The organism is Promicromonospora sukumoe 327MFSha3.1, assembly GCF_000385135.1.
Lineage (GTDB): Bacteria > Actinomycetota > Actinomycetes > Actinomycetales > Cellulomonadaceae > Promicromonospora > Promicromonospora sukumoe_B.
Map to the genome: position 1 here is coordinate 1,906,328 of NZ_ARQM01000010.1, position 23,470 is coordinate 1,929,797.

At 73.3% G+C, this 23,470-nt stretch carries 23 protein-coding genes; 14 read left to right on the forward strand and 9 right to left on the reverse strand.

Annotation, left to right across the window (positions count from 1 at the left end; translation table 11 throughout):
* Positions 1–28 precede the first annotated feature (28 nt).
* Positions 29–661, reverse strand: a complete 633-nt coding sequence (locus H291_RS0112225; RefSeq protein WP_232216036.1) for a GNAT family N-acetyltransferase — start codon at positions 659–661, stop codon at positions 29–31.
* A 156-nt stretch (positions 662–817) separates the two neighbouring features.
* On the opposite strand from H291_RS0112225, the gene ectA reads away from it, so the two are divergent.
* The 4 genes from ectA to thpD all read left to right on the forward strand — a co-directional run bounded on the left by ectA (position 818) and on the right by thpD (position 4,110).
* Positions 818–1,336 (forward strand): diaminobutyrate acetyltransferase, encoded by a 519-nt coding sequence (gene ectA / locus H291_RS0112230; protein WP_020015285.1) that lies wholly within the window; start codon positions 818–820, stop codon positions 1,334–1,336.
* 109 nt (positions 1,337–1,445) lie between these two features.
* Positions 1,446–2,819 carry a diaminobutyrate--2-oxoglutarate transaminase gene (gene ectB / locus H291_RS0112235; RefSeq protein WP_020015286.1) on the forward strand — a complete coding sequence of 458 codons (1,374 nt, stop codon included), beginning with the start codon at positions 1,446–1,448 and terminating at the stop codon, positions 2,817–2,819.
* Positions 2,816–3,217 carry an ectoine synthase gene (locus H291_RS0112240; RefSeq protein ID WP_020015287.1) on the forward strand — a complete coding sequence of 134 codons (402 nt, stop codon included), beginning with the start codon at positions 2,816–2,818 and terminating at the stop codon, positions 3,215–3,217. The genes ectB and H291_RS0112240 overlap by 4 nt, the downstream gene beginning before the upstream one ends.
* Positions 3,214–4,110, forward strand: coding sequence for an ectoine hydroxylase (gene thpD, locus H291_RS0112245; protein ID WP_026365677.1), 897 nt, complete (start codon positions 3,214–3,216; stop codon positions 4,108–4,110). Before H291_RS0112240 ends, thpD begins: the two co-directional genes overlap by 4 nt.
* A gap of 108 nt (positions 4,111–4,218) precedes the next feature.
* Here the strand turns inward: thpD and H291_RS29820 are convergent, their stop codons facing one another.
* The 7 genes from H291_RS29820 to H291_RS0112280 are packed head-to-tail and all read right to left on the reverse strand — an operon-like array spanning position 4,219 to position 10,340.
* Positions 4,219–4,728 carry a Dps family protein gene (locus tag H291_RS29820; protein WP_020015289.1) on the reverse strand — a complete coding sequence of 170 codons (510 nt, stop codon included), beginning with the start codon at positions 4,726–4,728 and terminating at the stop codon, positions 4,219–4,221.
* A 26-nt stretch (positions 4,729–4,754) separates the two neighbouring features.
* Complete coding sequence (locus tag H291_RS0112255; protein ID WP_020015290.1) at positions 4,755–5,348, reverse strand: hypothetical protein; 594 nt, start codon at positions 5,346–5,348, stop codon at positions 4,755–4,757.
* Positions 5,345–6,736, reverse strand: a complete 1,392-nt coding sequence (locus H291_RS0112260) for a DUF58 domain-containing protein (protein ID WP_020015291.1) — start codon at positions 6,734–6,736, stop codon at positions 5,345–5,347. Before H291_RS0112260 ends, H291_RS0112255 begins: the two co-directional genes overlap by 4 nt.
* A complete protein-coding gene (locus H291_RS0112265) occupies positions 6,733–7,749 on the reverse strand; it encodes an AAA family ATPase (protein WP_232216064.1) in 1,017 nt (338 codons plus the stop codon). The genes H291_RS0112260 and H291_RS0112265 overlap by 4 nt, the downstream gene beginning before the upstream one ends.
* A 1-nt stretch (position 7,750) precedes the next feature.
* A complete protein-coding gene (locus tag H291_RS0112270; protein ID WP_020015293.1) occupies positions 7,751–8,350 on the reverse strand; it encodes a hypothetical protein in 600 nt (199 codons plus the stop codon).
* Entirely contained in the window at positions 8,347–9,123 is a 777-nt protein-coding gene (locus tag H291_RS32530) for a DUF4129 domain-containing protein (protein WP_020015294.1), read from the reverse strand. The genes H291_RS0112270 and H291_RS32530 overlap by 4 nt, the downstream gene beginning before the upstream one ends.
* A gap of 20 nt (positions 9,124–9,143) precedes the next feature.
* Positions 9,144–10,340: a DUF3866 family protein gene (locus H291_RS0112280; RefSeq protein ID WP_026365679.1), complete on the reverse strand. Its 1,197-nt coding sequence runs from the start codon at positions 10,338–10,340 to the stop codon at positions 9,144–9,146.
* Positions 10,341–10,374: 34 nt separating this feature from the next.
* On the opposite strand from H291_RS0112280, the gene H291_RS29830 reads away from it, so the two are divergent.
* From H291_RS29830 to lnt, 8 genes are all read left to right on the forward strand, one after another.
* Positions 10,375–11,511 (forward strand): helix-turn-helix transcriptional regulator, encoded by a 1,137-nt coding sequence (locus H291_RS29830; RefSeq protein ID WP_020015296.1) that lies wholly within the window; start codon positions 10,375–10,377, stop codon positions 11,509–11,511.
* On the forward strand, positions 11,504–12,523 hold the full coding sequence (locus tag H291_RS0112290) for a helix-turn-helix transcriptional regulator (RefSeq protein ID WP_020015297.1): 1,020 nt from the start codon (positions 11,504–11,506) through the stop codon (positions 12,521–12,523). Before H291_RS29830 ends, H291_RS0112290 begins: the two co-directional genes overlap by 8 nt.
* Positions 12,524–12,534: 11 nt before the next feature.
* Complete coding sequence (locus H291_RS0112295; protein WP_020015298.1) at positions 12,535–12,867, forward strand: hypothetical protein; 333 nt, start codon at positions 12,535–12,537, stop codon at positions 12,865–12,867.
* A 124-nt stretch (positions 12,868–12,991) separates the two neighbouring features.
* Complete coding sequence (tatA, locus tag H291_RS33325) at positions 12,992–13,279, forward strand: Sec-independent protein translocase subunit TatA (protein WP_020015299.1); 288 nt, start codon at positions 12,992–12,994, stop codon at positions 13,277–13,279.
* A 36-nt stretch (positions 13,280–13,315) separates the two neighbouring features.
* Positions 13,316–14,062 carry a twin-arginine translocase subunit TatC gene (gene tatC, locus H291_RS0112305; RefSeq protein ID WP_020015300.1) on the forward strand — a complete coding sequence of 249 codons (747 nt, stop codon included), beginning with the start codon at positions 13,316–13,318 and terminating at the stop codon, positions 14,060–14,062.
* Positions 14,063–14,133: 71 nt separating this feature from the next.
* On the forward strand, positions 14,134–17,076 hold the full coding sequence (locus H291_RS0112310; protein WP_020015301.1) for a DEAD/DEAH box helicase: 2,943 nt from the start codon (positions 14,134–14,136) through the stop codon (positions 17,074–17,076).
* A gap of 116 nt (positions 17,077–17,192) precedes the next feature.
* Positions 17,193–18,986, forward strand: a complete 1,794-nt coding sequence (locus H291_RS0112315) for an amidohydrolase (protein WP_157236835.1) — start codon at positions 17,193–17,195, stop codon at positions 18,984–18,986.
* A gap of 110 nt (positions 18,987–19,096) precedes the next feature.
* Positions 19,097–20,809 (forward strand): apolipoprotein N-acyltransferase, encoded by a 1,713-nt coding sequence (gene lnt, locus H291_RS0112320; RefSeq protein ID WP_020015303.1) that lies wholly within the window; start codon positions 19,097–19,099, stop codon positions 20,807–20,809.
* A gap of 102 nt (positions 20,810–20,911) precedes the next feature.
* Here the strand turns inward: lnt and H291_RS0112325 are convergent, their stop codons facing one another.
* The gene (locus H291_RS0112325; RefSeq protein WP_026365682.1) at positions 20,912–21,256 is read right to left on the reverse strand and encodes an RNA polymerase-binding protein RbpA; all 345 of its coding nucleotides are present in this window, start codon (positions 21,254–21,256) and stop codon (positions 20,912–20,914) included.
* Positions 21,257–21,584: 328 nt separating this feature from the next.
* Between H291_RS0112325 and H291_RS0112330 the strand changes: the two genes are divergently transcribed.
* Positions 21,585–22,739: an LLM class flavin-dependent oxidoreductase gene (locus H291_RS0112330; RefSeq protein ID WP_026365683.1), complete on the forward strand. Its 1,155-nt coding sequence runs from the start codon at positions 21,585–21,587 to the stop codon at positions 22,737–22,739.
* Positions 22,739–23,404 (forward strand): FMN reductase, encoded by a 666-nt coding sequence (locus H291_RS0112335; RefSeq protein WP_020015306.1) that lies wholly within the window; start codon positions 22,739–22,741, stop codon positions 23,402–23,404. The genes H291_RS0112330 and H291_RS0112335 overlap by 1 nt, the downstream gene beginning before the upstream one ends.
* Positions 23,405–23,470: the final 66 nt, after the last annotated feature.

The following is a 23,470-nucleotide window of genomic DNA, read 5'->3' on the forward strand; positions in this document are numbered from 1 at the left end:
GCGGGTCGGCGGAGGCGTCAGGAAAGGCTCAGGAGCTGGCGATGCCCAGGAGCGGCGACGTCGGCGTCGACGACGGCAGCTCGGTGAAGCCGTAGCGGTCGTAGAACTTACGGGCGGCGATGTTCTCGGCGGCGTAGCCCAGGTGCACGCCCGGCACGTCCCGCTCGGCCAGCGCGGCGCGCAGCGTGTCGATGAGGCGCGAGCCCAGGCCGCGACGCTGCAGCACGGGCAGCAGGTCGATGTGCAGGTGTGCGGGGTGCGTCGTGAGCTCGCCGTGGCGCAGGCCGCGGACCATGCGCTCCGGGTCGGCGCCGTCGCGCAGGAGCTGGGCCTCGGTGTAGCCGGGGTCGGCGCCCGTGGGCGGCCCGGGCTCGGGGTGGCGGGCGACGAAGCCGGGCGTCCACTCGCGCGCCCACCACTCGGCGAAGGCCGCGGTGTCGGCGGCGGCCACGATGTACCCGGCGGCGCGGCCCTCGTGCTCGACCACCCAGGCGAGGTCGGGGGAGTGGTCCACGTAGGGCAGGGCGTAGACCTCGGGCATGAGGTCGTCGGTCGAGTAGATCCCGCGTGCGTCGCCACCGGCCGCGGCGGTGCGGACGCAGATGTCGGCGACGTCGGCCCGGTCGGCGACGCGGTACTGACGGATGAATGGCTCGGTCACCCGCGACACAGTACCCGTGCCCCCACGGCCCTCCGGCAGCGCCGGCGGGACCCGGGCGGCGTTACCCCGAGTTTGCCGCAGGAACACGCCGGTCATGCGTTCGTCACGTGATCGCAATGTGCAATTGTCGACCAAGTTCGTTACGGTCGAATTGTCATGCAGAACCTCGAAGAGGAACTCAAGCACATCCATCCGACCGAGACCACGGTGGCGCTGAGGGAGCCCACCGTCGATGACGGAGCAGCGATGTGGCGCCTGGCGCGCGACAGCAAGACGCTGGACCTCAACTCGTCCTACGCGTATCTCCTCTGGGCTCGAGACTTCGCCCGGACCTCGGTGATCGTCACCGTCGACGACGAGCCCGCCGGGTTCGTCACGGGGTACGTCCGGCCCGACGAGCCGACCACGCTGATGGTCTGGCAGGTGGCCGTCGACCACGCCTACCGCGGCCAGCGGCTGGCGTCCCGGATGCTCGCCCACCTCGCGGCGCAGCATCCGGAGTGCACCCACGTCGAGACCACCATCACCTCGGACAACACGGCGTCGATCGCCCTGTTCATGTCCTTCGCGTCGGCCCAGGGTGCGCCCGTCGACGTGCGGACCGTCTTCCCCACGGAGGCGTTCCCGGACGGCCACGACGCGGAGCTCGTGTTCCGCATCGGGCCACTTTCCTGACCTCGTCCCGGTCACCATCCCCACACCCAGTACGTATCAGCACGCATCCGCACGTCCCGCACTACCCCAGCCGAGTCCGGCCACCAGGGCCGGACCGTGGAAAGGAGCCATGCGCCCGAACACCGCCATGCCCACCGACCACCCCACGAGCAGCTCCCCGGAGGCCTCCTCGACGACCGTCTTCGACGAGATCGAGTCCGAGGTCCGCAGCTACTGCCGCAACTGGCCCGCGACGTTCACGACGGCGTCCGGCAGCACGATCCAGGCCGAGGACGGCCGCAGCTATCTCGACTTCTTCGCCGGGGCCGGTGCCCTGAACTACGGGCACAACCACCCCGTCCTGCTGGACGCGCTGGTCGACTACCTGCGCAGCGGCGGCATAGTCCACGCGCTCGACATGCACACGGCGCCCAAACGCGAGTTCCTGACGACGTTCCGGGACCGGATCCTGCGTCCGCGCGACCTGGACTACAAGGTGATGTTCCCCGGGCCCACGGGCACCAACTCGGTGGAGAGCGCGCTCAAGCTCGCCCGCAAGGTGACCGGCCGCCAGCACATCCTGTCGTTCACCAACGCGTTCCACGGCATGACGCTGGGCGCGCTGTCGGTGACCGGCAACTCGATGAAGCGCAACGGCGCGGGCCTGCCGCTGACCAACAGCTCGAAGATCCCGTACGACGACTACTTCTCGGGCGCCACGGAGGACTTCCTGTGGCTCGAGCGGGTGCTGGGCGACAGCGGCTCCGGCGTCGACAAGCCGGCCGCGATCATCGTGGAGTCGGTGCAGGGCGAGGGCGGTCTCAGCGCCGCGCGCCCGGAGTGGCTGCGCGCCCTGTCCGAGCTGTGCCGTGCGCACGGGATCCTGCTGATCCTGGACGACGTGCAGGCCGGCTGCGGCCGCACGGGCGAGTTCTTCAGCTTCGAGGAGTCGGGCATCGTGCCCGACATCGTGTGCCTGTCCAAGTCGATCTCCGGTTTCGGGCTGTCGATGGCGCTCACGCTGATCCGCCCCGAGCTGGACCAGTGGGAGCCCGGCGAGCACAACGGCACGTTCCGCGGCCAGAACACCTCGTTCGTCACGGCCACCGCGGCACTGAACCAGTTCTGGGCCGACGACGAGTTCGCCGCGGGTGTCCGCAGCCGCGCCGCCGAGCTGCACACCGGGCTGGCGCAGATCGCGAGCGGTTACGACGGCGCCGTCGTCAAGGGCCGCGGGTTCCTGACCGGCATCAAGTTCGCCGACCCGTCCGCGGCGTCGAAGATCGCGGCCGCGGCGTACGAGCGCGGCCTGCTGGTCGAGACGTCCGGGCCGGAGGACGAGGTGCTCAAGACCATGCCGGCCCTGACCATCAGCTCCGACGAGCTGATATCCGGCATCGACATCATCGCGGCAGCGAGCGCCGAGGTGCTGGGTGCGCCGGTGTACCGGGGTGAGGGCAGCGGCGTCGTAGGGAATGACCCCCGAGGAGAGGAGAGCAAGTGATTGTCACTCGACTGGCTGATCTGGAGGGTACCGACCGGGATGTGCGGTCGGAGACGTGGCGGAGCCGGCGCTTCGTGCTGGCGTCGGAGGGTGTGGGTTTCTCGTTCCACGAGACGGTGATGTACGCGGGTACGGAGACGGAGATGTGGTACGCGAACCACATCGAGGCGGTGTACTGCGTGGGTGGTACGGGTGAGCTGGAGAACCGGGAGACGGGGGAGGTGCACGAGATCTCGGACGGGACGATGTATCTGCTGGACGGGAACGAGAAGCACACGATGCGTCCGACGACGGATCTGCGGTTGATCTGTACGTTCAATCCTCCGGTGACGGGGCGGGAGGTGCATGACGCCGACGGGGTGTACCCGTTGGTCGTCGAGGAGGAGGCTGCCGTATGACGGCCGGGACCAGGGGCGAGGACCTTTATCCGACGCGGGTGGAGGGTGATGCCGCCGTCCTGCCGCGGCAGGACCGTGTGGTCTGGGGCGGTGCGGCTGACGGCCCGCTGGACCAGGGGACGCTGGACGGTTTCGACCGGGACGGGTACCTGGTGCTGGAGGACCTGATCACGGCGGAGGAGGTTGCCGGGTTCCGGGCGGAGCTGGAGCGGTTGTCGGCGGATCCGGTGGTGCGGGCGGACGAGCGCACGATCGTGGAGGGCAGCTCGCAGCAGGTGCGGACGATCTTCGACGTGCACAACAGCAGCGAGGTGTTCGGGCGGATCGCGCGGGATCCTCGGGTGGTGGGTCGGGCGCGGCAGATCCTGGGGTCTGACGTGTACATCCATCAGAGCCGGGTGAACCTGAAGCCGGGTTTCGGTGGTGGTGACTTCGCGTGGCACTCGGACTTCGAGACGTGGCACGCGGAGGACGGGCTGCCGCGGATGCGGACGGTGAGCATCTCGATCTCGTTGACGGACAACTTCTCGTTCAACGGTCCGTTGATGATCATGCCGGGGACGCACAAGACGTACGTGTCCTGTACGGGGCGGACGCCGAACGACAACTACAAGTCGTCGCTGGTGATGCAGAACGCGGGGACGCCGGACGAGGACATCCTGACGCGGATGGCGGACGAGCACGGGATCGACGTGCTGGCCGGTGGTGCGGGGAGCGCGATCATGTTCGACTGCAACTGCATGCACGGGTCGAACGGCAACATCTCGCCGTATGCCCGGTCGAACATCTTCCTGGTCTACAACAGCGTGGAGAACACGGCGGTGGAGCCGTTCGCGGCGGAGCGTGCGCGGCCGGACTTCCTGGGGAGCCGGGACTTCACTCCGGTGGGCTGAGCGGGGGCGGGCCGACAGGCCCCGGGCGGTACCCCGGTTGCCGGTGCTCGCGCACGGAAGCGCAGGTCACCTTTCGGTGGCCTGCGCTTCCGTGTGTTTCCCGCCGGGTCACTCGGTGATGGATCCGGAGGCCGACTCGAGGTGGGCGCGCACGAACCAGTGGAACTGCTCGAGGTCGTGCAGGTGTCCGATGAGCAGGTCGTTGGTGACGTCGTCGAGCTTGGCGGTGGCGTCGGCGGCGTTGCGGTGGGAGGTGATGACTCCGGCGTAGACGTCGTCGAGGGCGGCGAGGTGCTGGATGGCGGGGGCGCGGCCGAGGGCGTAGTCGTCCCAGGTGCGGGCGGCGACCAGGGCGCCGGGGGTGCCGATGGGGACGACGCCGAGGGTGGCGATGCGTTCGGCGATCTCGTCGACCATGGCGCGTACGGCGTCGACCTGTGGGTCGAGCATCTCGTGGACGCCGATGAAGTGGGGGCCCACCACGTTCCAGTGCACGTGCTTGAGGGTCAGGTGCAGGTCGTTCAGCGCGTGCAGCCGCTGCTGCAGGATCTCGGCGACCTCGGCCCCTTGCTCGGGGGTGAGGGACGGGACGGTGTAGCGGGGCAGCTTCGGGGACATGTGGGGTCCTCCTGTTCGGCCGGCGGTCAGTGCTCTCCATCGTCACGCGGGTCGCGGCCGGTCGCCAGCGCGGCGAACGCGAGGCCGAGCACGGCGAGCGCCGCGAGCAGGACGGCGCCGGGCAGGGTGGTCCCGGAGGCGAGGAGGGCGAGGGCGCCGAGGAGCCCGGTGGCGGCCAGGACGACGACGTCGCGCCGCCACCCGGCGAGCAGGGCCGCGGCCTCGGCGTGGCCGCGGGCGGGCAGGTGCGCCGCCCACCACGTACACCGGACGACGACGTAGGCCAGCAGGGCGACCGCGAGCCCGGCGGGGTCGAAGCCGTCGTCGGGCCGGTTGCCGAAGCCCCACAGGAACACGCCGGCGAGCACGACGGTGACCCCGGCGGTGGCCGGGGTGGGGCGCAGCACGAGCAGGGCGGTGCAGGCGACGACCACGGTGGTGACCAGGGTGGGCGCGAGATCGCTGCGGGACGCGGCGACCAGGAGCAGGGCCGGGGTGAGCGCGAGCAGGGCGAGGCGCAGCACCCAGCCGGGCACGGTCGGGCCGGTCTCGACGGTGATCTGCGGCAGGGGCCGGGCGGCGGCGTCGGACAGGCGGGCGGGGAGCCGGGGGAACCTCATGGCAGGACCGTCCGGCCGGGGACGTGCCGCTGCGCGGCGCGGGCGAGGGCCTCGAACCGGACGGCGGCCTGGTCGCGCCGGGAACCGGCCCACCCGACGACCGGCACGCCCTCCCCGGCGAGCGCGGCGAGCCGGTCCTCGCGCTCCAGGCGGGCGATGCGCCACGCGATCCGCAGGTGGTGCTCGGGCACGGGCTGCACGTCGGGCAGGGTATCGACCACGACGACGGGGTGGCCCTTGGCCCGCCAGGTGCGTACCAGGTGCAGCGGCTCGTCGTCGAGCACGGTGGAGAACAGGTAGACGATCGCGTCGGCCGGGACCTGCGGCGGGCGCACGCGGTGCACGGCGGCGCGGTCCTTCGGGTGCGCCAGGGCCAGGCCGTGGATCACGCGCCGCAGGTGCCGCCGCCCGGACGCGGGCGGCAGGGGGCGTCGCCGTCGGGCCAGGTCCTCCAGGCCCACCCGGTCGCCGGCCTCGACCAGGGCCCGCGCCACCGACGCCGCGGCGTGCCGGGCCAGGTCGAGCGACGTCGGCTCGTCCACGCGGAGCGTGCCGTAGCCGCGCCAGGTGCGCAGGTCGGGGCCCACGTCGTCGCGCGAGTCGACGACGAGCACGGCCGTGGCCTCCGCGGTGGCGTAGGTGCGGCGCACGTACAGGGTGTCCAGGTCGGGCGAGCGGCGCGCGGTGGTGCGCCAGTCGATGCGGCGCAGCCGGTCGCCGGGCGAGAACGGGTGGATGTCGCGCAGCTCCGCGCCGTCACCCAGGCGGCGCGAGGAGTGCGGGCCGGTCAGGCCCCGGAGCTTCTGCGGCAGGGGCAGCCGGCCCAGGGGCGCGGCCGCGGGCAGCACCAGGCGCCGCGTACCGCCCACCTGCGTGGCCTCCTGCTCCCACACGTGGTGCAGCGAACCGCGCAGGTCGATCGCGAACGTCTCCTGCGGCCCCGTGCGCACCGAGGACAGCCGCAGCGGCACCTCGCGCGGCCGCGCCGCGAGCGCCAGCTCGGTGGTGCGGTGCCCGGCGGCGGCGATGCGGAGGTGGACTATGTCGGCGGTGGTGGGGCGGGTGGTCAGGGCCAGGGTGGCGGTGAGCTGGCCGGGGGCGGCGGTGCCCTCGGGTTCGTGCAGGGTGCCGCGGGGTTCGGGGTGTGCGCTCTCGGCGTCCTGACCGGCCGTGGGCTGGCTGCTGCGGCCCCAGACGGCGGCCAGGAGGCCGGGCACGCCGACGAGGGCGACGTCGGCCCGGCCGGTCAGCACACCGAGGGCGAGGAGGACGACGCCGGCGGCCACGGCCGCGGTGTACGCGGAGGTGAGCTGCCAGCCGCGGCGGCCGTCGGCGCGCTCGCCGCGGGAGGTGCGGCCGTCCGAGACGATGACGCCGCCGACGGTCATGCGTTCCGGACCGTGCTGGGGGTGGGCACGCTGTGCAGCAGGTCGGTGACGACGTCCTGGGGCCGGGTGGCCGACGCCCACGCGGTCGGGGTCAGGGTGATGCGGTGGGCGAGGACGGGGACGGCGACACGCTTGACGTCCTCGGGCAGCACGTAGTCGCGGCCGTCCAGGACGGCGACGGCGCGGGCCAGGAGCACGAGGTTCTGCGAGCCGCGGGGTGAGGCGCCGACCTCCAGGGCGGTGTGGCCGCGGGTGGCGGCGGCCAGGTCGACGCAGTAGCGCACGACGTCGGGGTCGACGGGCACGGCCTCGGTGCCGGCCTGCATGGCGAGCACGGTGGCGGGGTCGACGACCTGGCCCACGGGGGCGGCCTCCTGCCGGCGGGCCAGGCGGCGGTTCAGGACCTCTGCCTCCTGGGCGGCGTCGGGGTAGCCGACGGCGAGGCGGACCATGAACCGGTCCAGCTGCGCCTCGGGCAGCGGGTAGGTGCCCTCGTACTCGACGGGGTTGGACGTGGCCAGCACGTGGAAGGGCCTGGGCAGGGGGCGGCTGGTGCCCTCGATGGAGACCTGCCGCTCGGCCATCGCCTCCAGGAGCGCGGACTGCGTCTTGGGCGCGGTGCGGTTGATCTCGTCGGCGAGGAACAGTCCCGTGAACACCGGACCGGGCCGGAACTCGAACGTGCGCGTGGCGGGGTCGAACACGGACGAGCCCGTGATGTCGGCCGGCAGCAGGTCGGGCGTGCACTGCAGGCGTGCGAAGTCGAGGCCGAGCGCCGCGGCCAGGGACCGGGCCGCCAGGGTCTTGCCGAGCCCCGGGACGTCCTCGAACAGGACGTGCCCGCCCGCCAGGATGGTCGCGAGCGCCACCTGGAGCGCGTCGCGCATCCCGACGACGGCGGTGCCGACCTCGGCCAGGACCCGTTCGCCGAGCGCGGCGACGTCGGCGACGGGCAGGGGTCCTGCGGCGTGCGGGCCGGCGGGGGCTGCGTCGTTCAGGCCGGCGTCGTTCAGGTCAGGCACGGTTCTCCTCGGGGGTGGTCGTGGCCGGGTCGGTGTCTGGGCCTTCGGTCAGGGCGAGGCCCGGTTTTCGGTCCGGGTGGGCCGCCGGGCGGGCCGCGCGGGTGGCGGGGGCGGGCCCGAGGCGTTCGACGGCGTCGAGCCAGGTCTGCAGGGTGCGGGCCGTGGGCGACTCGCGGGACGCGAGCTGCGCCACGACGCGGGCGCCGAGCAGGCGTTCGACCTCGGCCTTGGCGGCCGGGTCGGAGGGGTCGACGCCGTGGGCGCGCAGCCGGTCGGCGGCCAGGGCCCGCACGCGGCGCACGACGCGGTCGGTGACGCGCCCGTCGCGGCCGAACGTGGACCAGCTCAGGTCGGACACGTCGTGCCGCCCGCCGGCTCGGGCCGTGGTGGGCACGCGCGGCCACCCCGGGTCCTCGACGACCGGCCCGGTCCGGGACCACAGGGCGGTCGCCGCGACGACGACCGCGGCCAGGGCGGCGGCGTGCCAGAGGTCGACGATCTGCCAGAACGCCAGCCCGGCCGCGACCAGGCCCGCGGCGACCGTCACCGCGACCAGCCGCGTCCAGTTCCAGCGCGCCGGGTCCTGGCTCATCGCGCACCCTGCCCGGCGGGACCGGCGGGACCGGCGGGACCGGTGCCCGCCGGGCCGCCGGGGGAGGGCTGGTCGACGTCCAGGCTGCGGGCGATCTCCGCGAGCGCCGTGCGGGCCTGGTCGACGGCGGTGGTGTCCACGGGCCGGTCGGTGAAGCGGGCGCGCTGGTAGAGGGTGCGCAGCCGGGTGACGGCGCCCGCGGGGGCGGGGGTGGCGGCCAGGACGGTGCCGGTGAACTCGGTGGGGGTCTGGGCGGGGTCGCGGCGGGTGCCGGCGCGGGCGGCGGCTTCTTCGAGGGCGACCCAGGCGGCGACGACGGCGTCGCGGGGGCGGGGGTGTCCGTCGAGGTGGGCGAGGGCGCGGGTGACGGCGTCCTGCAGCTCGGGGAGGTCGATGTCGTCGCCGAGGGTGTCGGTGGTGGTGCCGGCGGCGAGGTGGTCGGGGTCGGTGTCGACGGGTTCGCGGTGGATGGCGAGGAGCTTGCGGGCGGCGAGGGTGATGAGGGCGGCGACCAGCAGGGCCAGGAGGGTGACGAGGACCAGGACGATCCAGCGGTTGTCGGTGGGTTCGGGCTGTTCGCCGGGGGGTGCTTCGGGGACGCCGGTGGTGGCGGGCTGGGACACCGGGGCCTGGGAGATCTCTGCGGTGGGCAGTCGCGGTGCGTCGAGGGTCCAGGGGGTTGCGGTGGCCGCGCCGAGCACGGCGACGGCGACGAGCAGGCAGATCAGGGCGAGGCGTGCGGGGGGTGCGGTGCGTGGTGTCGGCCGTGGCATCCGGTGCTGCTTCCCGTGGGTCATCCGGTGGCGAGCTGGTGGGCGTGGATCCCGGCGACGGCGGCCGCGACGAAGGAGGCGGGGTCGGCGTCCAGGCCGCGGCCCATGGTGCGCAGCCCGGCGGGGGAGGTGCGCAGGGTCTCCAGCAGGGTGGTGTCGGCGGGGACGTCCACGAGGGTGTGCCGGGCGGCGGGGGCGGCCAGGGTGGTGGCCTGCTCGTGGATGCGGCGGGTCAGGTCCGGGCCCCAGGCGGGCAGGTTCTCCACGTCGGTGGCGGGTACCGGGACGGGGACGTCGGCGGGGGTCAGGGCGACGCGGCCGTAGGCGGTCAGGGAGTGGTGGGAGATGCCGAGGTGCCGGTCGCGCGGGTCGGCGCCGGAGACGCGCAGGGACGCGACGGGGCGGCCGGTCAGGGTCGCGGCGGCGTTGACGGCCTCGCCGGCGGCGACGCCGGAGTAGCCCCAGCGGGTGCCGGTGCCGAGGTTGCCGGGCCCCTGGGCGACGACGGCGACGTCGCACCCGGCGACGTGCCGGGCGGCGAGCAGGCCGGTGTGCACGGTGACGGCCTCCAGGTCGCCGCCGTAGGCCTGGCCGACGGTGACGCAGGTGGTGAGCCACTCCGCGTCCCGCAGCGCGGCGATCGTGCGGGAGAACGCGGCGGGCAGCGCGCCGCCGTCGGTCATGACGTACGCGATCTTCAGGTCGCCGGGGTCGCGCCCGGCCGCCGCGGCCGCGTGGCGCAGCCCGGCGACGACGGCGGGCAGCGCGGAGTGCAGGTCGGCCACCACGACCGGCATGCCGTCCAGGCTGTCGGCGTCCGCCAGGACGGCGTGGTGGGGCGACTCCTGCTCGTCGACGCCCAGGACCATGGACTGCAGGGGCGTGTACCGGGCCTTGACCAGGTGTCCCGGCCCGACGGGCGGGTCGGCCGGCAGGTCGGTGCCCGCGGCTGCGGGGCCCACGACGAGGGCGTACCCGCCGGTGCCGAGGCCGCGCGCCAGCGCGGACACGTTCAGCAGCAGCGCGTCACCAGTCGCGGGCTGCCCCACGAGGTCGGTGTAGGCCAGGGCCCGGACCGTCAGCGGCCCCGCGGCGCCGTCCGCCGTCCCCTCGGCCGCCCGGCCCGGCAGGGGCCGGTCGAGGGTCACCTCGAGCTCGAGGGCTCCTGCCCACGACCTGCCTGTGGAAATCACGGTCCCGATCCGCCACGTCATCACACCGTGGAGGTTACCGCCCGATACCGTTGTCCTGATGTCCAGCGACCTGCCCCCCACCTCGTCATCCGCCCCGGCCACGGGTCTCAACCCGGCCGAGCGCCTCCTGAACCTCGTCATCGCGCTCGTGAACACGAACGCCGCCATGACCAAGCAACAGGTGCGCACCGCCGTGGCCGGCTACTCCGACGCGCCCAGCGACGAGGCGTTCGAGCGGATGTTCGAGCGGGACAAGGACATGCTGCGCGCCCTGGGCATCCCCGTGGTGACCGTCGGCACCGGCGGGCACACCGACGAGCTCGGGTACCGCATCGACCAGGACGCGTACGCGCTGCCGCCGATCGACCTCACGCCCGCCGAGCTCGGCGTGCTTTCCCTGGCCGCCCAGTTCTGGCAGGACAAGACGCTGCAGACCGACATCACGCGCGCCATGGTCAAGCTCCGGGCCGCCGGCGCGGGCGACCCGTCGGCCGACGCCCTGGCCGGGCTCGCGCCGTCCGTGCGCGCCGTCGGCGACGCCTACGGGCCCCTCATGGAGGCCATCGAGGCCCGCCGCGTCGTCACGTTCAGCTACCGCGCCGCGTACAACGGGGCCGTGACCGTGCGGCACGTCGAACCGTGGCGCATCGCCGCCCGCGACGGCGGCTGGTACCTCATGTGCTTCGACCGCGACCGGCAGGCACCCCGCGTGTTCCGCATGACCCGCATCGAGTCCCGCGTCCGCGTCACCGGACCCGCCGGCGCGTTCGAGGTTCCCGACTTCGAGACCGACGCCATGCTCGGCAAGACCCACGGCGAGATGCGGCATGCCGTCGTCGCCGTCCGCCCCGAACGCGCCAGCGCGCTGCGTGCCCGCGCGAAGGCCGTGCCCGACGGCGAACGCACCAGCTACGACGCCCAGCTCACCGCGACCGCCGGCGCCCTCGCCGGGGACCCCGCCGGGTGGGACATCCTCCAGGTGCCCTACCGGTCCCTGACCGGCATGGCGTCCGAGGCCGCCGGGTACGGCGCCGCGCTCGTCGTCCTGGAACCCGAGGCCGTCCGCGAGGAGACCATCCGCCGGCTGCGAGCCGCCGCCGCGCTCGGCGACCCACCCGGCACCCCCGGCCCCGCCGGGCCCGCGAGCGCCGGCTCCACCACCCGCACCGCACCCACGGAGGCCTCCCATGGCTGAGCGCGCCGACGACCGCCTGCTGCGCCTGCTCGGCATCGTGGCCTACCTCGACGGCGCCGGGCCGGTGTCCGTGGCCGACCTCGCGGGCCGGTTCGGCACCACGCCCGCGCAGATCCAGAAGGACGTCGACGCCCTGTGGGTGTCGGGCACCCCGGGGTACTGGCCGGACGACCTGATCGACTTCGACGCCGCGTCGATCGACCGTGGCGTGGTGCACCTGACCGAGGCGCGCGGCATGACCCGGCCCCTGCGGCTCGGCACCCGGGAGGCGGTCGCGCTGGTCGCGGCGCTGCGGGCCATGAAGGCCACCGACGCCGTCCAGGCCGACCCGGCCCGGTCCGCCGTCGTCGAGTCGGCCCTGGGCAAGCTCACCGACGCCACGGGGGAGGCCGCGAGCGCCGTGGACGTGCGGCTCGCGCCGGGCGGGGACCGGCAGGTGGTGGCGGCGATCTCGTCGGCGCTGACGAACCGGCACCGGCTGCGGATCCGGTACGTGACGTCGTCGGACGTGGTCAGCGAGCGGGAGGTGGACCCGGTGCGGCTGCACACGCAGGACGAGTTCGCCTACCTCGCGGCGTGGTGCTACCGCGCGGAGGCGCCGCGCACGTTCCGGGTGGACCGCATCCTGGAGGCGGTCGAGACGGACGTGCCGGTGCAGGCGCACCCTGGGGAGGCCGGCGCGGAGATCGACTTCGCGGCGCTGTTCGCGGGTGGTTCCTCGCCGCTGGCGACGATCCGGTTCGCCCCGCGGGCGCGGTGGTTCGCGGAGGAGGTGCCGGTCGAGTCCGTGCGCAACCTGCCCGACGGGGACTTCGAGGTGACGCTGCGCGTGACGAACCCGGGGTGGTTGCGCAGCTCCCTGGTGCGGCTGGCGCCGCTGGTGCGCTCGGTCTCACCGGGTGCCCTCGCGGACGACGTCGCGGGCAGCGCGAGCGAGGCGCTGGCGCTGTACGGGGCGGGCGAGGTGGGCGAAGGTGGGCGCGACGCAGCCACATCGCCCGATCACCACTAGGCTGGGCGACCATGTGGTTCTGGGTATGGACCCTCTTGATCGTGGGGTCCCTCGTCGGAGCGTTCTTTCTGGCCCGTTCTCTGTGGCGGTCCGCCAAGGGGCTCCTGGAGGAGCTCGGCCGGGCCTCGCAACGGTTCGGGGAGTCGGCCGACCGGTTGCAGGAGCTGTCCGACCAGGCGCGGGAGGCGGCGAGCACACAGCACGCCGGGCCGAGCCTGTTCGACGACGTCACCATCCACTACCAGCGCGTCCACGCGCAGCGGGTGGCGCGCGCGGGCCGGCGGGACGCACGGCGGGCACGCAACGTGGCGACGTGGCAGAAGTGGAAGCAGTTCAACGAGTAGTTCGGCCCGTCGTGGCGGGCGTCGCCACCTGCCGTCTACCGGGGGGCTACCAATTCGCCCCCCGGGTCCGCGTAGGATCGGGCATATCCGCACCACAATCAGCACCGCACCGTAAGGAGTCACCATGGGCGCCATGCAGCCGTGGCACTGGATCGTCCTGCTCGTCGTCGTCCTGCTGCTCTTCGGGTCCAGCCGCCTGCCGGGCCTGGCCAAGAGTGTCGGACAGTCGATGAAGATCTTCAAGAAGGAGGTCAAGGACCTGCGCGACGACCGGAACGAGGACGGCAACGCTGCCGACAACGCGCCGGGCGCCGCGACCAACTCGAGCACCACCGGGACGGGTACCGGTTCAGGAACGGGGTCGACCCCCGGCCTGATCGACCACAAGGACCGCGACATCCCCAAGGCCTGATCGGTGGCACGAACGAGACGGGCGTCCGACGGTCGGATGCCACTGCTCGAGCACCTGCTCGAGCTGCGCAAGAGGTTCGTCCTGATCGCGCTCGGCCTGGTGGTGGGCGCGATCCTGGGGTGGTTGCTGTACGACCCGTTGCTCGTCCTGCTGCAGCGACCGCTGGTCGTGGCAGAGGAGATGCGCGGCAACGAGATGACCCTGAACTTCGCCGGGCCGATGGCGGCACTGGACCTGAAGATCAAGTCGTCGCTGTTCCTTGCCGTGTTCCTCACCTGCCCGTGGTGGCTGTACCAGGTGTGGGCGTTCATCACGCCCGGCCTGAACAAGAACGAGAAGAAGTACGCGTACGGGTTCGTCGGTGCGGCGTTCCCGCTGTTCCTGGGCGGCGCGTACATGGCCTGGCTCGTGTTCCCGCACGCGATCCAGATCCTGTCGGGCTTCCTGCCGGACGACGCGACCGCGTTCACCAACGCGCAGGAGTACCTGTCGCTGGTGATGCGGCTCCTGATCGCGTTCGGGCTCGCGTTCCTGTCCCCGGTGTTGCTGGTGGGCCTGAACTTCGCGGGCCTGATGTCGGGCAAGGGGCTGCTGGGCGGCTGGCGGTGGGCGATCCTGGTCGCCTTCACGTTCGCCGCGATCATCACCCCCACGCCGGACGCGCTCACCATGGTCCTGGTGGCGCTGCCGATCTGCGTGCTGTACTTCGCCGCCGTCGGGGTGGCGCTGCTGCACGACAGGCGCGTGGAGAAGCGGCTGGCCGAGGTCGACGTCGAGGTCTGACGGCCTGCGGTCCCCGTGTCGCACGGCGGTGTCATACCGCCGTGTCACACAGGGACCGTAGGCTGTGCACCATGAACGACCTGAGCCCCGCCGAGCGGTACTCGGCCTTCCGGTCCCAGAGCCGTTCGGCGGCCGATCACCCTGAGCTGACGAAGTTCCGGGAGGTCATCGGGTTCGAGCTCGACGACTTCCAGGTCGCCGCCTGCGAGGCCCTGGAGCAGGGTCGCGGCGTGCTGGTCGCGGCCCCCACGGGGGCCGGGAAGACCGTCGTGGGCGAGTTCGCGGTCCACCTCGCGCTGGCCTCCGGACGCAAGGCGTTCTACACGACGCCGATCAAGGCCCTGTCCAACCAGAAGTACGCCGACCTGGTGCGCCGGCACGGCCCCGAGAACGTCGGCCTGCTCACCGGTGACTCCACCATCAACGGCGAGGCACCCGTGGTCGTCATGACCACCGAGGTGCTGCGCAACATGCTCTACGCCGGGTCCCCGACCCTGGACGGGCTCGCGTACGTCGTCATGGACGAGGTGCACTACCTGGCCGACCGCTTCCGCGGCCCCGTCTGGGAAGAGGTCATCATCCACCTCTCCGACGACGTGCAGCTCGTCTCCCTGAGCGCGACGGTGTCCAACGCCGAGGAGTTCGGCGACTGGCTGGAGATGGTCCGCGGCGACACCGCCGTGGTCGTCTCCGAGCGGCGGCCCGTGCCCCTGTGGCAGCACGTGCTCATGTCGTCGCCCGAGCCGCGCGGCAAGCCGCGCCTTCTGGACCTGTACGCCGGGCACGTCGACCCGACCGACCCCGGCACCAGCCCGCCCATCAACCCCGACCTGTCCGCGGCGTTCCGGTCCGGGCGCGGCGGCAGCCGCCCCGGCGACCACGGCGGACGAGGCCGCGGGCGCGGCCGGGGCGACCGCGGGTACCGCGGCGGCAACGGCCGGCGCGCCGACGGCCCGTCGGGCGCGATCGGCACCGGTCGGCGCACCCCGCCCCGGTTCATCGTGATCGACGCCCTCAACGCCGACGCGCTGCTGCCCGCCATCTACTTCGTGTTCTCCCGCGCGGGCTGCGAGGCCGCCGTCGACCAGTGCCTCAAGGCCGGGCTGCGGCTGACCTCCCCGCAGGAGGAGGCCACGATCCGCTCCGTCGTCGAGGAGCGGACCGCCGCGATCCCGCCCGAGGACCTCGACGTGCTCGGCTACTGGTCCTGGTCGCAGGCCCTGGCCCGCGGCGTCGCCGCCCACCACGCCGGCATGCTGCCCGTGTTCAAGGAGACCGTGGAGGACCTGTTCTCCCGCGGCCTGGTCAAGGTCGTCTTCGCGACCGAGACCCTCGCCCTCGGCATCAACATGCCCGCCCGGTCCGTGGTCCTGGACAAGCTCGTCAAGTGGGACGGCTCCAGCCACGTCCCCGTCACCCCCGGCGAGTTCACGCAGCTCACCGGCCGTGCCGGGCGCCGCGGCATCGACGTCGAGGGCCACGCCGTCGTCGTCGACCACCCGGCCCTGGACCCCGTGGCCCTGGCCGGCCTCGCGTCCAAGCGCCTGTACCCGCTCAAGTCCAGCTTCCGGCCCACGTACAACATGGCCGTCAACCTCGTCGCCCAGGTCGGTCGCGACCGCGCCCGCGAGGTCCTGGAGACGTCGTTCGCGCAGTTCCAGGCCGACCGGGGCGTCGTCGGCCTGGCCAAGCAGGCCCAGGCCCACGCCGAGGCCCTCGACGGGTACGCCAAGGCCATGTCCTGCGACGTCGGGGACTTCGGCGAGTACATGGACCTGCGGCGCGCCATCAAGGACCGCGAGCGCGAGCTGTCCCGCGCCGCGACCGGGGCGCGCCGCGCCGAGGTCGTCGCGTCCCTGGAGAAGCTGCGGCGCGGCGACGTCGTCGAGGTCCCCTCCGGGCGGCGGCGCGGGTACGTGCTCGTGCTCGACCCGGGGGAGCCCGGCGGGTTCGACGGGCCGCGCCCCACGGTGCTGACCCAGGAGCGGCAGGTCAAGAAGCTGACCCTGGCCGACGCGCCCGACGGCCTGGAGACCGTGACCACGGTCAAGATCCCCAAGGCGTTCAACCCGCGCAAGCCCGACGCGCGCCGCGACCTGGTCTCGTCCATGCGCAACGCCCTGGGCGTCCTGGCTGACGACGTGCCCTCGGCGCACTCCACGACGTCCCCGTCGCGCGGTGCGGCCAACCGCGGCGGCAGGTCCCCCGTCGGACGCCGCTCGGACGCGTCGACTGACGCCGAGCTCGCCCGCCTGCGCAAGGCGCTCAAGGCCCACCCGTGCCACGCCTGCCCTGAGCGGGACGACCACGCCCGGTGGGCCGAGCGGTGGAACAAGCTCAAGCGGGAGCACGACCAGCTCGTGCGCCGCGTCGAGGGCCGCACCGGGTCCATCGCCCGCACCTTCGACCGCACCCTGGACGTGCTGCTCACCCTCGGGTACCTGCAGCGCACCGGCGGCGGGACCGAGTCCGGCGGCACCGGGAGCGGCACCGGCCGGATCCGGGTGACCGACGACGGCCGGTGGCTGCGCCGCCTGTACGCGGAGAACGACCTGCTGCTGGCCGAGTGCCTGCGCCGCGGCGTGTGGGACGGCCTCGACCCGGCCGGGCTCGCCGCTGTCGTGTCGACGGTCGTCTACCAGGGGCGGCGCGACGACGCCCCCGACCCGTACATCCCCGGCGGGCCCACCGGGCGCCTCGCGGGTGTGCTGGACGACACGCAGCGCGTCTGGTCCGAGGTCGACGACCTGGAGGAGGCGCACGGCATCGACGCGACCGGGGCCCTCGACCTGGGCCTGGTCGGCGCGATGTACCGGTGGGCGTCGGGCAAGGGCCTGGACTCCGTGCTGCGCGGCTCCGACCTGGCCGCGGGCGACTTCGTGCGGTGGTGCAAGCAGGTCGTCGACGTGCTGGACCAGCTCGGCGGCGCCGCACCGTCGGAGAAGCTGCGCTCCACGGCCCGCAAGGCCCAGGACGCCGTCCTGCGCGGGGTCGTGGCCTACTCCAGCCTCTGAGGCCACCGGGTCCGGCACCTGCGCGGTGCCGGACCCGGGTGAGCAGCGGGTGACTGTGCTCTTGGTCGCCTCCCTGACCAGGGCACCGACCGGCCGCATCGTTTACAGTTCCCACCGTGAGCCACCCCGCCCGATCCATCCTTTATCGCAACGGAGTCGTGCACTCCGCTGCCGACCCGTTCGCCGAGGCGATCCTCGTCGACGACGGCGTCGTGGCCTGGATCGGGGCCGACGACACCGCGGCCGGGCTCGCCGCCCGCGCCGACCGCGTCATCGACCTGGACGGAGCGCTGGTCACCCCCGGGTTCGTCGACGCGCACGCCCATGTCCTGGAGACCGGCCTTGCCACCGACTCCGTGGACCTCACGCCCGCCGGCGGCGTGCACTCCTTGGCCGACGCGCTGGCCGCCCTGCACTCCGGCGCCCGCAAGCTCGCGGCGGCCGACCCGTCCGGCGAACAGGTGCTGCTCGCGTTCGGCTGGGACGAGCAGGCCTGGCCCGAGCGGCGCGCGTTCACGCGCGCCGAGCTGGACGCCGCCTGCGACGGCCGCCCCGTGTACGCCGCACGCGTCGACGTGCACTCCGCCGTCATCTCCAGCGCCCTGGCGAGCCGCGCCGGCATCGAGCGCGACCCCGCCTGGACCGGCACCGGCCTGTCCGGCTCCGGCTGGTCCGACGCACCCGCCGACACCGGCCTGGTCACCGCCGACCTGCACCACACCGTGCGTGACGTCGCGCACGCCCTCTCGCCCGAGCGCCGCACCCGCCTGTACCGCGAGACGCTGGCCGCGTGGGCCGCCCGCGGCATCGTGTCCGTGCACGAGATGAGCGGCGAGCACCTCGACACCCGCGCCGGCCTGGCCGAGCTGCACGCCCTGAGCACCGCCTCGGTCACGGCCGACGCCCTGGCCGAGCCGGGCGCGCTGGGCCTGCCGCACCTGGCCGCTTACCGCGGCGAGCTGTGCACAGGCGCCGACGACGCCCGCGCCCTCCTGGAGGAGCTGCCGTTCCTGACCGGGATCGGCGGCGACCTCAACGTCGACGGGTCGATCGGCTCGCGCACCGCCGCGATGCGCAGCCCGTACTCGGACCTGCCCAGCGACCCGTCGTCGGGCTCGTTCGCCGGCGCCCTGACCAACCCCGACGGCTCGCCCTGGACCGGGAACCTGTACCTGACCGCCGACCAGATCGCGAACCACCTGGTCGCCGTGCAGACCGCCCGCGGCACCACCGGGGTGCAGGCCGCGTTCCACGTCATCGGCGACCGCGCCATGGACGAGACCGTGCTCGGCCTGCAGATCGCCGCGCAGCTGAGCGGCGAGTCCACGCTGCGCGCCGGGCACCACCGCATCGAGCACGCCCTGTTCGTCGACGCCGTGACCCTAGCTGCCCTGCTGGTGCACGGCATCGGCCTGTCGGTGCAGCCCGCGTTCGAGTCGTCGTTCGGCGGCAGCAAGGGCGTCTACGCCTCCCGGCTCGGCGCCATGCGGGCCGGCTCGATCATGCCGTTCGCCGACCTCGCCCAGGCGGGCGTGCCCCTCGCGTTCGGCTCCGACACGCCCGTCACGCCGGCCGACCCCTGGCAGGGCGTGCGGGCCGCGACCACCCACGAGGACCCCGACCAGCGCATCTCCGCCGGTGCCGCGTTCCGCGCCCACACCCGCGGCGGCTGGCGCCTGGCAGGCCTCGACCACACCGGCGCCGGGCAGCTGCGCGTCGGCGCACCCGCCCACCTCGCCGTCTGGCGGGCCGAGCACCTCGGCGTGCAGGCCGCCCCCGGGCGGCTCAGCTCCTGGAGCGAGGAGGCGCGCGCCGGCACCCCGCTGCTGCCCGACCTCTCGCCCGACGCCGTCCAGCCCGAGTGCCTGCACACGCTGCGCGACGGCGCGGTGCTCCACGACACGTTCTGAGGCTGGGCGCCCGGGCCGGCTCCCTCGGCGCTCTGCTCGCCCCGCGGTCGTCTGCCCGCCGGCGGTCCGGCGCCCGGCCGGGCGGGTGAACCCGCCGGTAGGCTGCGAGCGTGCGCCTGCGTGAGCCGTCCCGGCTGCTGACCCTGTTCCTCGCGGTGCCCGGCGGCCTCCTCCTGTGGTCCGCGTTCCCGGACGCGGGTTTCTGGCCCGCCGCCTTCGTCGCGGTCGCCGTCCTGTACTGGGCGCTGGCCCGCGACGACGCCTGGTGGAACCTGCTGATGGGCTTCCTGTTCGGCCTCGCGTTCTTCCTGCCGCACCTGTGGTGGGCGCACGAGTCCACCGAGACCGCGCCGTGGGTCGCGCTGTCCGCGCTGGAGGCCCTGTTCCTCGGCGCGTTCGGCGCCCTGTGGACCTGGGCCCGCCGCGCGCCGTTCGTCCGCCGCCGCGGCTGGCGGCTGGCCGCCGTGTTCGCCGTGCTGTTCGTCGCCGTCGAGCAGTGGCGCGCCGAGGTCCCGTTCGGCGGGTTCCCCTGGGGCCGCCTCGCCTGGGCCATGGCCGGCACCCCGACCGGACGCGCGGCCTGGCTCGGCGGCACCGTCGCCGTCAGCCTCCTGGTCGCCTTCGCGGGCGCGCTGCTCGCCCTGGCCGTGGCAGGCCTGGTCCGGGCCGTCCGCATCGCCCGGGCGGCGCGCGCAGCCGGGGCTGTCACAGCCGGCTCCGCGACCGTCCGTTCCTCGGCCGGCCGCGCCGTCGGGGCCCTCGCGCTGGGCGCCGTCGTCGTCCTGGTGCCGCTCGTGCTGCCGGTACCCACGTCCGCGAGCGCCGGACCCGTCGAGACGCCGGAGGGGGACGAGGTGTACGACGCGGGGAGCGACCTGGCGGAGGACGGGCAGCTGTGGGCGGGCGCCGTGCAGGGCAACGTGGGGGAGCCGGGGCTGGGGGCGTTCGCGAACCGGGCGGAGGTGCTGAACAACCACCTGGAGGGCACGTACGTGCTGGCGGAGGACTACGCCGGCGAGCTGGACGTGGTGCTGTGGCCGGAGAACGGCAGCGACCTGGACCCGCTGACGGCGCCGGACGTCGCGGACGGGCTGGACGCGGCGTCCGCGGCGGTGGGTGCGCCGATCCTGGTGGGCGCGCAGGAGTTCCCGGAGACGGGCGGCCGGTACAACGTGTCGCTGCTGTGGCAGGCGGGGCAGGGTGTGATCGGCCGGTACGCGAAGCAGCACCCGGCGCCGTTCGGTGAGTACATCCCGCTGCGGTCGGTGCTGCGGGTGTTCTCGGACCAGGTGGACCGGGTGACCACGGACATGATCGCGGGGGTGAACCCGCCGGTGATCGACGTGCCGAGCCGGCTGGGGCAGGGCGCGTACCGGCTGGGGACCGTCATCTGCTTCGAGGTGGCGTACGACGAGATCGTGCGCGACGCCGTCGAGCAGGGCGCGCAGGTGCTGGTGATCCCGACGAACAACGCGTCGTTCGGGTGGACGGCGGAGTCGACGCAGCAGCTGGCGATGTCACGTCTGCAGGCGGTCACGACCGGGCGGGCGGCGGTGCAGATCTCGACCGTGGGGGTCTCGGCCGTGATCACGCCGGACGGGAGTGTGGTGCGCTCGACCGACCTGTTCACGGCCGACGAGTTCGTGGCGAACCTGCCGCTGCGGTCCTCGGTCACGCCCGCGGTGGCGGCGGGGTACTGGCCGGGCTGGGTGGTCGGTGGTCTCGCCGTCCTGCTGGTGGCGGCCGGCGTCGTCGGCCAGGTCGGGGCGCGGCGCCGGGCGCGCGGCCGGGACGAGAGCGAGGCGGCGGCGTCGGGCCGGTAGGGCGTGGGCGTGCGACAACGACCGCCGGCCCGGACCCTGAGGTCCGGACCGGCGGTCGTTGTGCTATTCCTGCTGCTGGGCGGCGTGCCCCCCGGGGAGGGGTCAGGCCGAGCGGCGCAGCTTGCCGGCGCGCAGCAGCTCGAGGCGCTCGTCGAGCAGGTCCTCGAGCTCCTTCACCGTGCGGCGCTCGAGCAGCATGTCCCAGTGGGTGCGCTGCGGCTTGGTCGCCTTCGGCTCGGGCTTCTCGGCGTCGCGGAGCAGCGCCTCCTCGCCACAGCGGCACTCCCAGATCGGGGGTACGTCCGCATCGGTGGCGAAGGGCAGGATGATGGTGTGGCCGTTGGGGCAGTCGTAGTAGGCCTGGAACCGAGGGGCGAAGTCCACGCCCTCGTCAGACTCCATGCTCTTACTACCGATGCTCATACCGCGCAGGGACCGGTCAGGCACGATGTCCTCCAGAGGGTTGTCGGGATAGGTGGCGGAAAAAGGTCCGTATAGCCAACGCAGGGACCCTCTGTGATGTTCCAGCCCATGTTTCAGCGGTCTGACGACCAGCCGTGCCAAACCAGGCTACCGATCGGACGTGCGGCCGCAAGCGCACTCCGGGCAAACTGGGTGTGTATGTGCGCGATCTCACGCACGTCGAGGCAGGTGACCGTGTTCGCGGCGGGAACAATCAGCACGGGTCGCCGGTTGAGACCCATGTTCATGCAGATGCATGAACGGCGCGAGCGGCGACCCGCTCAGGAGCACCACGATCGAGGAGCACAGCATCATGCAGTTCGGGATCTTCAGTGTCAGCGACGTGACGACGGACCCGACGACGGGGCACACCCCGGACGACACCGAGCGCGTCCGCGCCATGCTCACCATCGCCAAGCACGCGGACGAGGCAGGCCTCGACGTCTTCGCGACCGGCGAGCACCACAACCCGCCGTTCGTGGCCTCGAGCCCGACGACGATGCTCGGCTACCTCGCGGGTGTCACCAAGGACATCACCCTGTCCACGGCGACCACGCTGATCACCACGAACGACCCGGTCCGCATCGCCGAGGAGTACGCGATGCTCCAGGTCATCAGCAACGGCCGCATGGACCTCATGATGGGCCGCGGCAACACCGGCCCCGTGTACCCGTGGTTCGGCCAGGACATCCGCCAGGGCATCCCGCTCGCGATCGAGAACTACGCGCTGGTGCGCCGCCTGTGGACCGAGGACGTCGTGGACTGGGAGGGCAAGTTCCGCACCCCGCTGCAGGGCTTCACCGCCACCCCGCGCCCGCTGGACGGCGTGCCGCCGTTCGTGTGGCACGGCTCGATCCGCAGCCCCGAGATCGCCGAGCAGGCCGCCTACTACGGTGACGGGTTCCTGCACAACAACATCTTCTGGCCCATGAGCCACACCAAGCAGATGGTGGCGTTCTACCGCCAGCGGTTCGAGCACTACGGCCACGGCCGCGCCGACCAGGCGATCGTGGGCCTCGGCGGCCAGGTGTTCATGCGCAAGAACAGCCAGGACGCGATCACCGAGTTCCGGCCGTACTTCGACAACGCGCCCGTCTACGGCCACGGCCCCACCATGGAGGACTTCACGCGCGACACGCCGCTCACGGTCGGCTCCCCGCAGGAGGTCATCGACCGCTACGGCTCGTTCATCGACGACGTCGGCTACTACCAGCGCCAGATGTTCCTGATGGACCACGCCGGCCTGCCGCTCAAGACGGTCCTGGAGCAGATCGACATCCTCGCCACCGAGGTCGTGCCCGAGCTGCGCAAGATCGCCGACGCCAAGCGTCCCGAGGACGTGCCGGCCAACCCGCCGACGCACGCCGAGCGGGTCGCCGCGGCCCAGGCCAAGGGCGAGGCCGGCGCCACCCACGTGGGTGACGGCGGCGACGAGTTCACCGGCAAGCGGGCAGAGGAGGCGCTCTGATGACGGGGATCGTCCCCACCGAGGACCGGCCCCGGCGCACCATCGCCGTCGTGCACGCGGGGCTGGGCCAGCCCTCCTCCACGCGCCTGCTGGCGGACCGCCTGGCGGACGCCACCGCGCGCGAGCTGAAGGCGCTCGGCCACGACGTGACCGTCGAGGTCGTCGAGCTGCGCGACCACGGCCACGCGATCATCGACGCGATGCTCACCGGGTTCCCCACGGGTGACCTCGCCGCTGACATCGAGACGATCACGCAGGCCGACGGCATCATCGCCGTCTCGCCGCTGTTCACCACCACCTACTCGGGGCTGTTCAAGTCGTTCGTCGACATCCTCGACAAGGACGCCCTGACGGGCATGCCCGTGCTGCTCGGCGCGACCGGCGGCACGCCGCGGCACACGCTCGCGCTCGAGTACTCGATGCGCCCGCTGTTCACGTACCTGCGGGCCGACGTCGTCACGACGTCGGTCTTCGCGGCCACGGACGACTGGGCGCAGGCCGGGGACCGCACCCGGCGCGACGACGGCGCGAGCTCGCTGCCGGAGCGCATCGAGCGGGCCGGCCGGTCCCTCGCGGCGACCATGGCGGCGCGCGGGGAGCACACCAAGCGGGACGACCCGTTCGCCAGCACCCCCAGCTTCCTGGACCTGCTCGGCGGCGACTGACCAGCCGTCATGACCGCACCATGACCCTGTCCTGCCCGGGGCTTGCACGTCCCGGGCAGGACAGGG

Bases quoted from the DNA above. Each gene is read 5' to 3' on its own strand.
- tatA (WP_020015299.1), top strand. From the start codon at position 12,992: ATGGGCGCCATGCAGCCGTGGCACTGGATCGTCCTGCTCGTCGTCGTC.
- H291_RS0112270 (WP_020015293.1), bottom strand. From the start codon at position 8,350: ATGAGCCAGGACCCGGCGCGCTGGAACTGGACGCGGCTGGTCGCGGTG.
- H291_RS0112260 (WP_020015291.1), bottom strand. From the start codon at position 6,736: ATGACCGTCGGCGGCGTCATCGTCTCGGACGGCCGCACCTCCCGCGGC.
- H291_RS0112290 (WP_020015297.1), top strand. From the start codon at position 11,504: ATGGCTGAGCGCGCCGACGACCGCCTGCTGCGCCTGCTCGGCATCGTG.
- H291_RS0112295 (WP_020015298.1), top strand. From the start codon at position 12,535: ATGTGGTTCTGGGTATGGACCCTCTTGATCGTGGGGTCCCTCGTCGGA.
- H291_RS0112310 (WP_020015301.1), top strand. From the start codon at position 14,134: ATGAACGACCTGAGCCCCGCCGAGCGGTACTCGGCCTTCCGGTCCCAG.
- H291_RS29820 (WP_020015289.1), bottom strand. From the start codon at position 4,728: ATGTCCCCGAAGCTGCCCCGCTACACCGTCCCGTCCCTCACCCCCGAG.
- H291_RS0112330 (WP_026365683.1), top strand. From the start codon at position 21,585: ATGCAGTTCGGGATCTTCAGTGTCAGCGACGTGACGACGGACCCGACG.
- tatC (WP_020015300.1), top strand. From the start codon at position 13,316: ATGCCACTGCTCGAGCACCTGCTCGAGCTGCGCAAGAGGTTCGTCCTG.
- ectA (WP_020015285.1), top strand. From the start codon at position 818: ATGCAGAACCTCGAAGAGGAACTCAAGCACATCCATCCGACCGAGACC.
- H291_RS0112255 (WP_020015290.1), bottom strand. From the start codon at position 5,348: ATGAGGTTCCCCCGGCTCCCCGCCCGCCTGTCCGACGCCGCCGCCCGG.
- H291_RS32530 (WP_020015294.1), bottom strand. From the start codon at position 9,123: ATGCCACGGCCGACACCACGCACCGCACCCCCCGCACGCCTCGCCCTG.
- thpD (WP_026365677.1), top strand. From the start codon at position 3,214: ATGACGGCCGGGACCAGGGGCGAGGACCTTTATCCGACGCGGGTGGAG.
- ectB (WP_020015286.1), top strand. From the start codon at position 1,446: ATGCGCCCGAACACCGCCATGCCCACCGACCACCCCACGAGCAGCTCC.
- H291_RS0112335 (WP_020015306.1), top strand. From the start codon at position 22,739: ATGACGGGGATCGTCCCCACCGAGGACCGGCCCCGGCGCACCATCGCC.
- H291_RS29830 (WP_020015296.1), top strand. From the start codon at position 10,375: ATGTCCAGCGACCTGCCCCCCACCTCGTCATCCGCCCCGGCCACGGGT.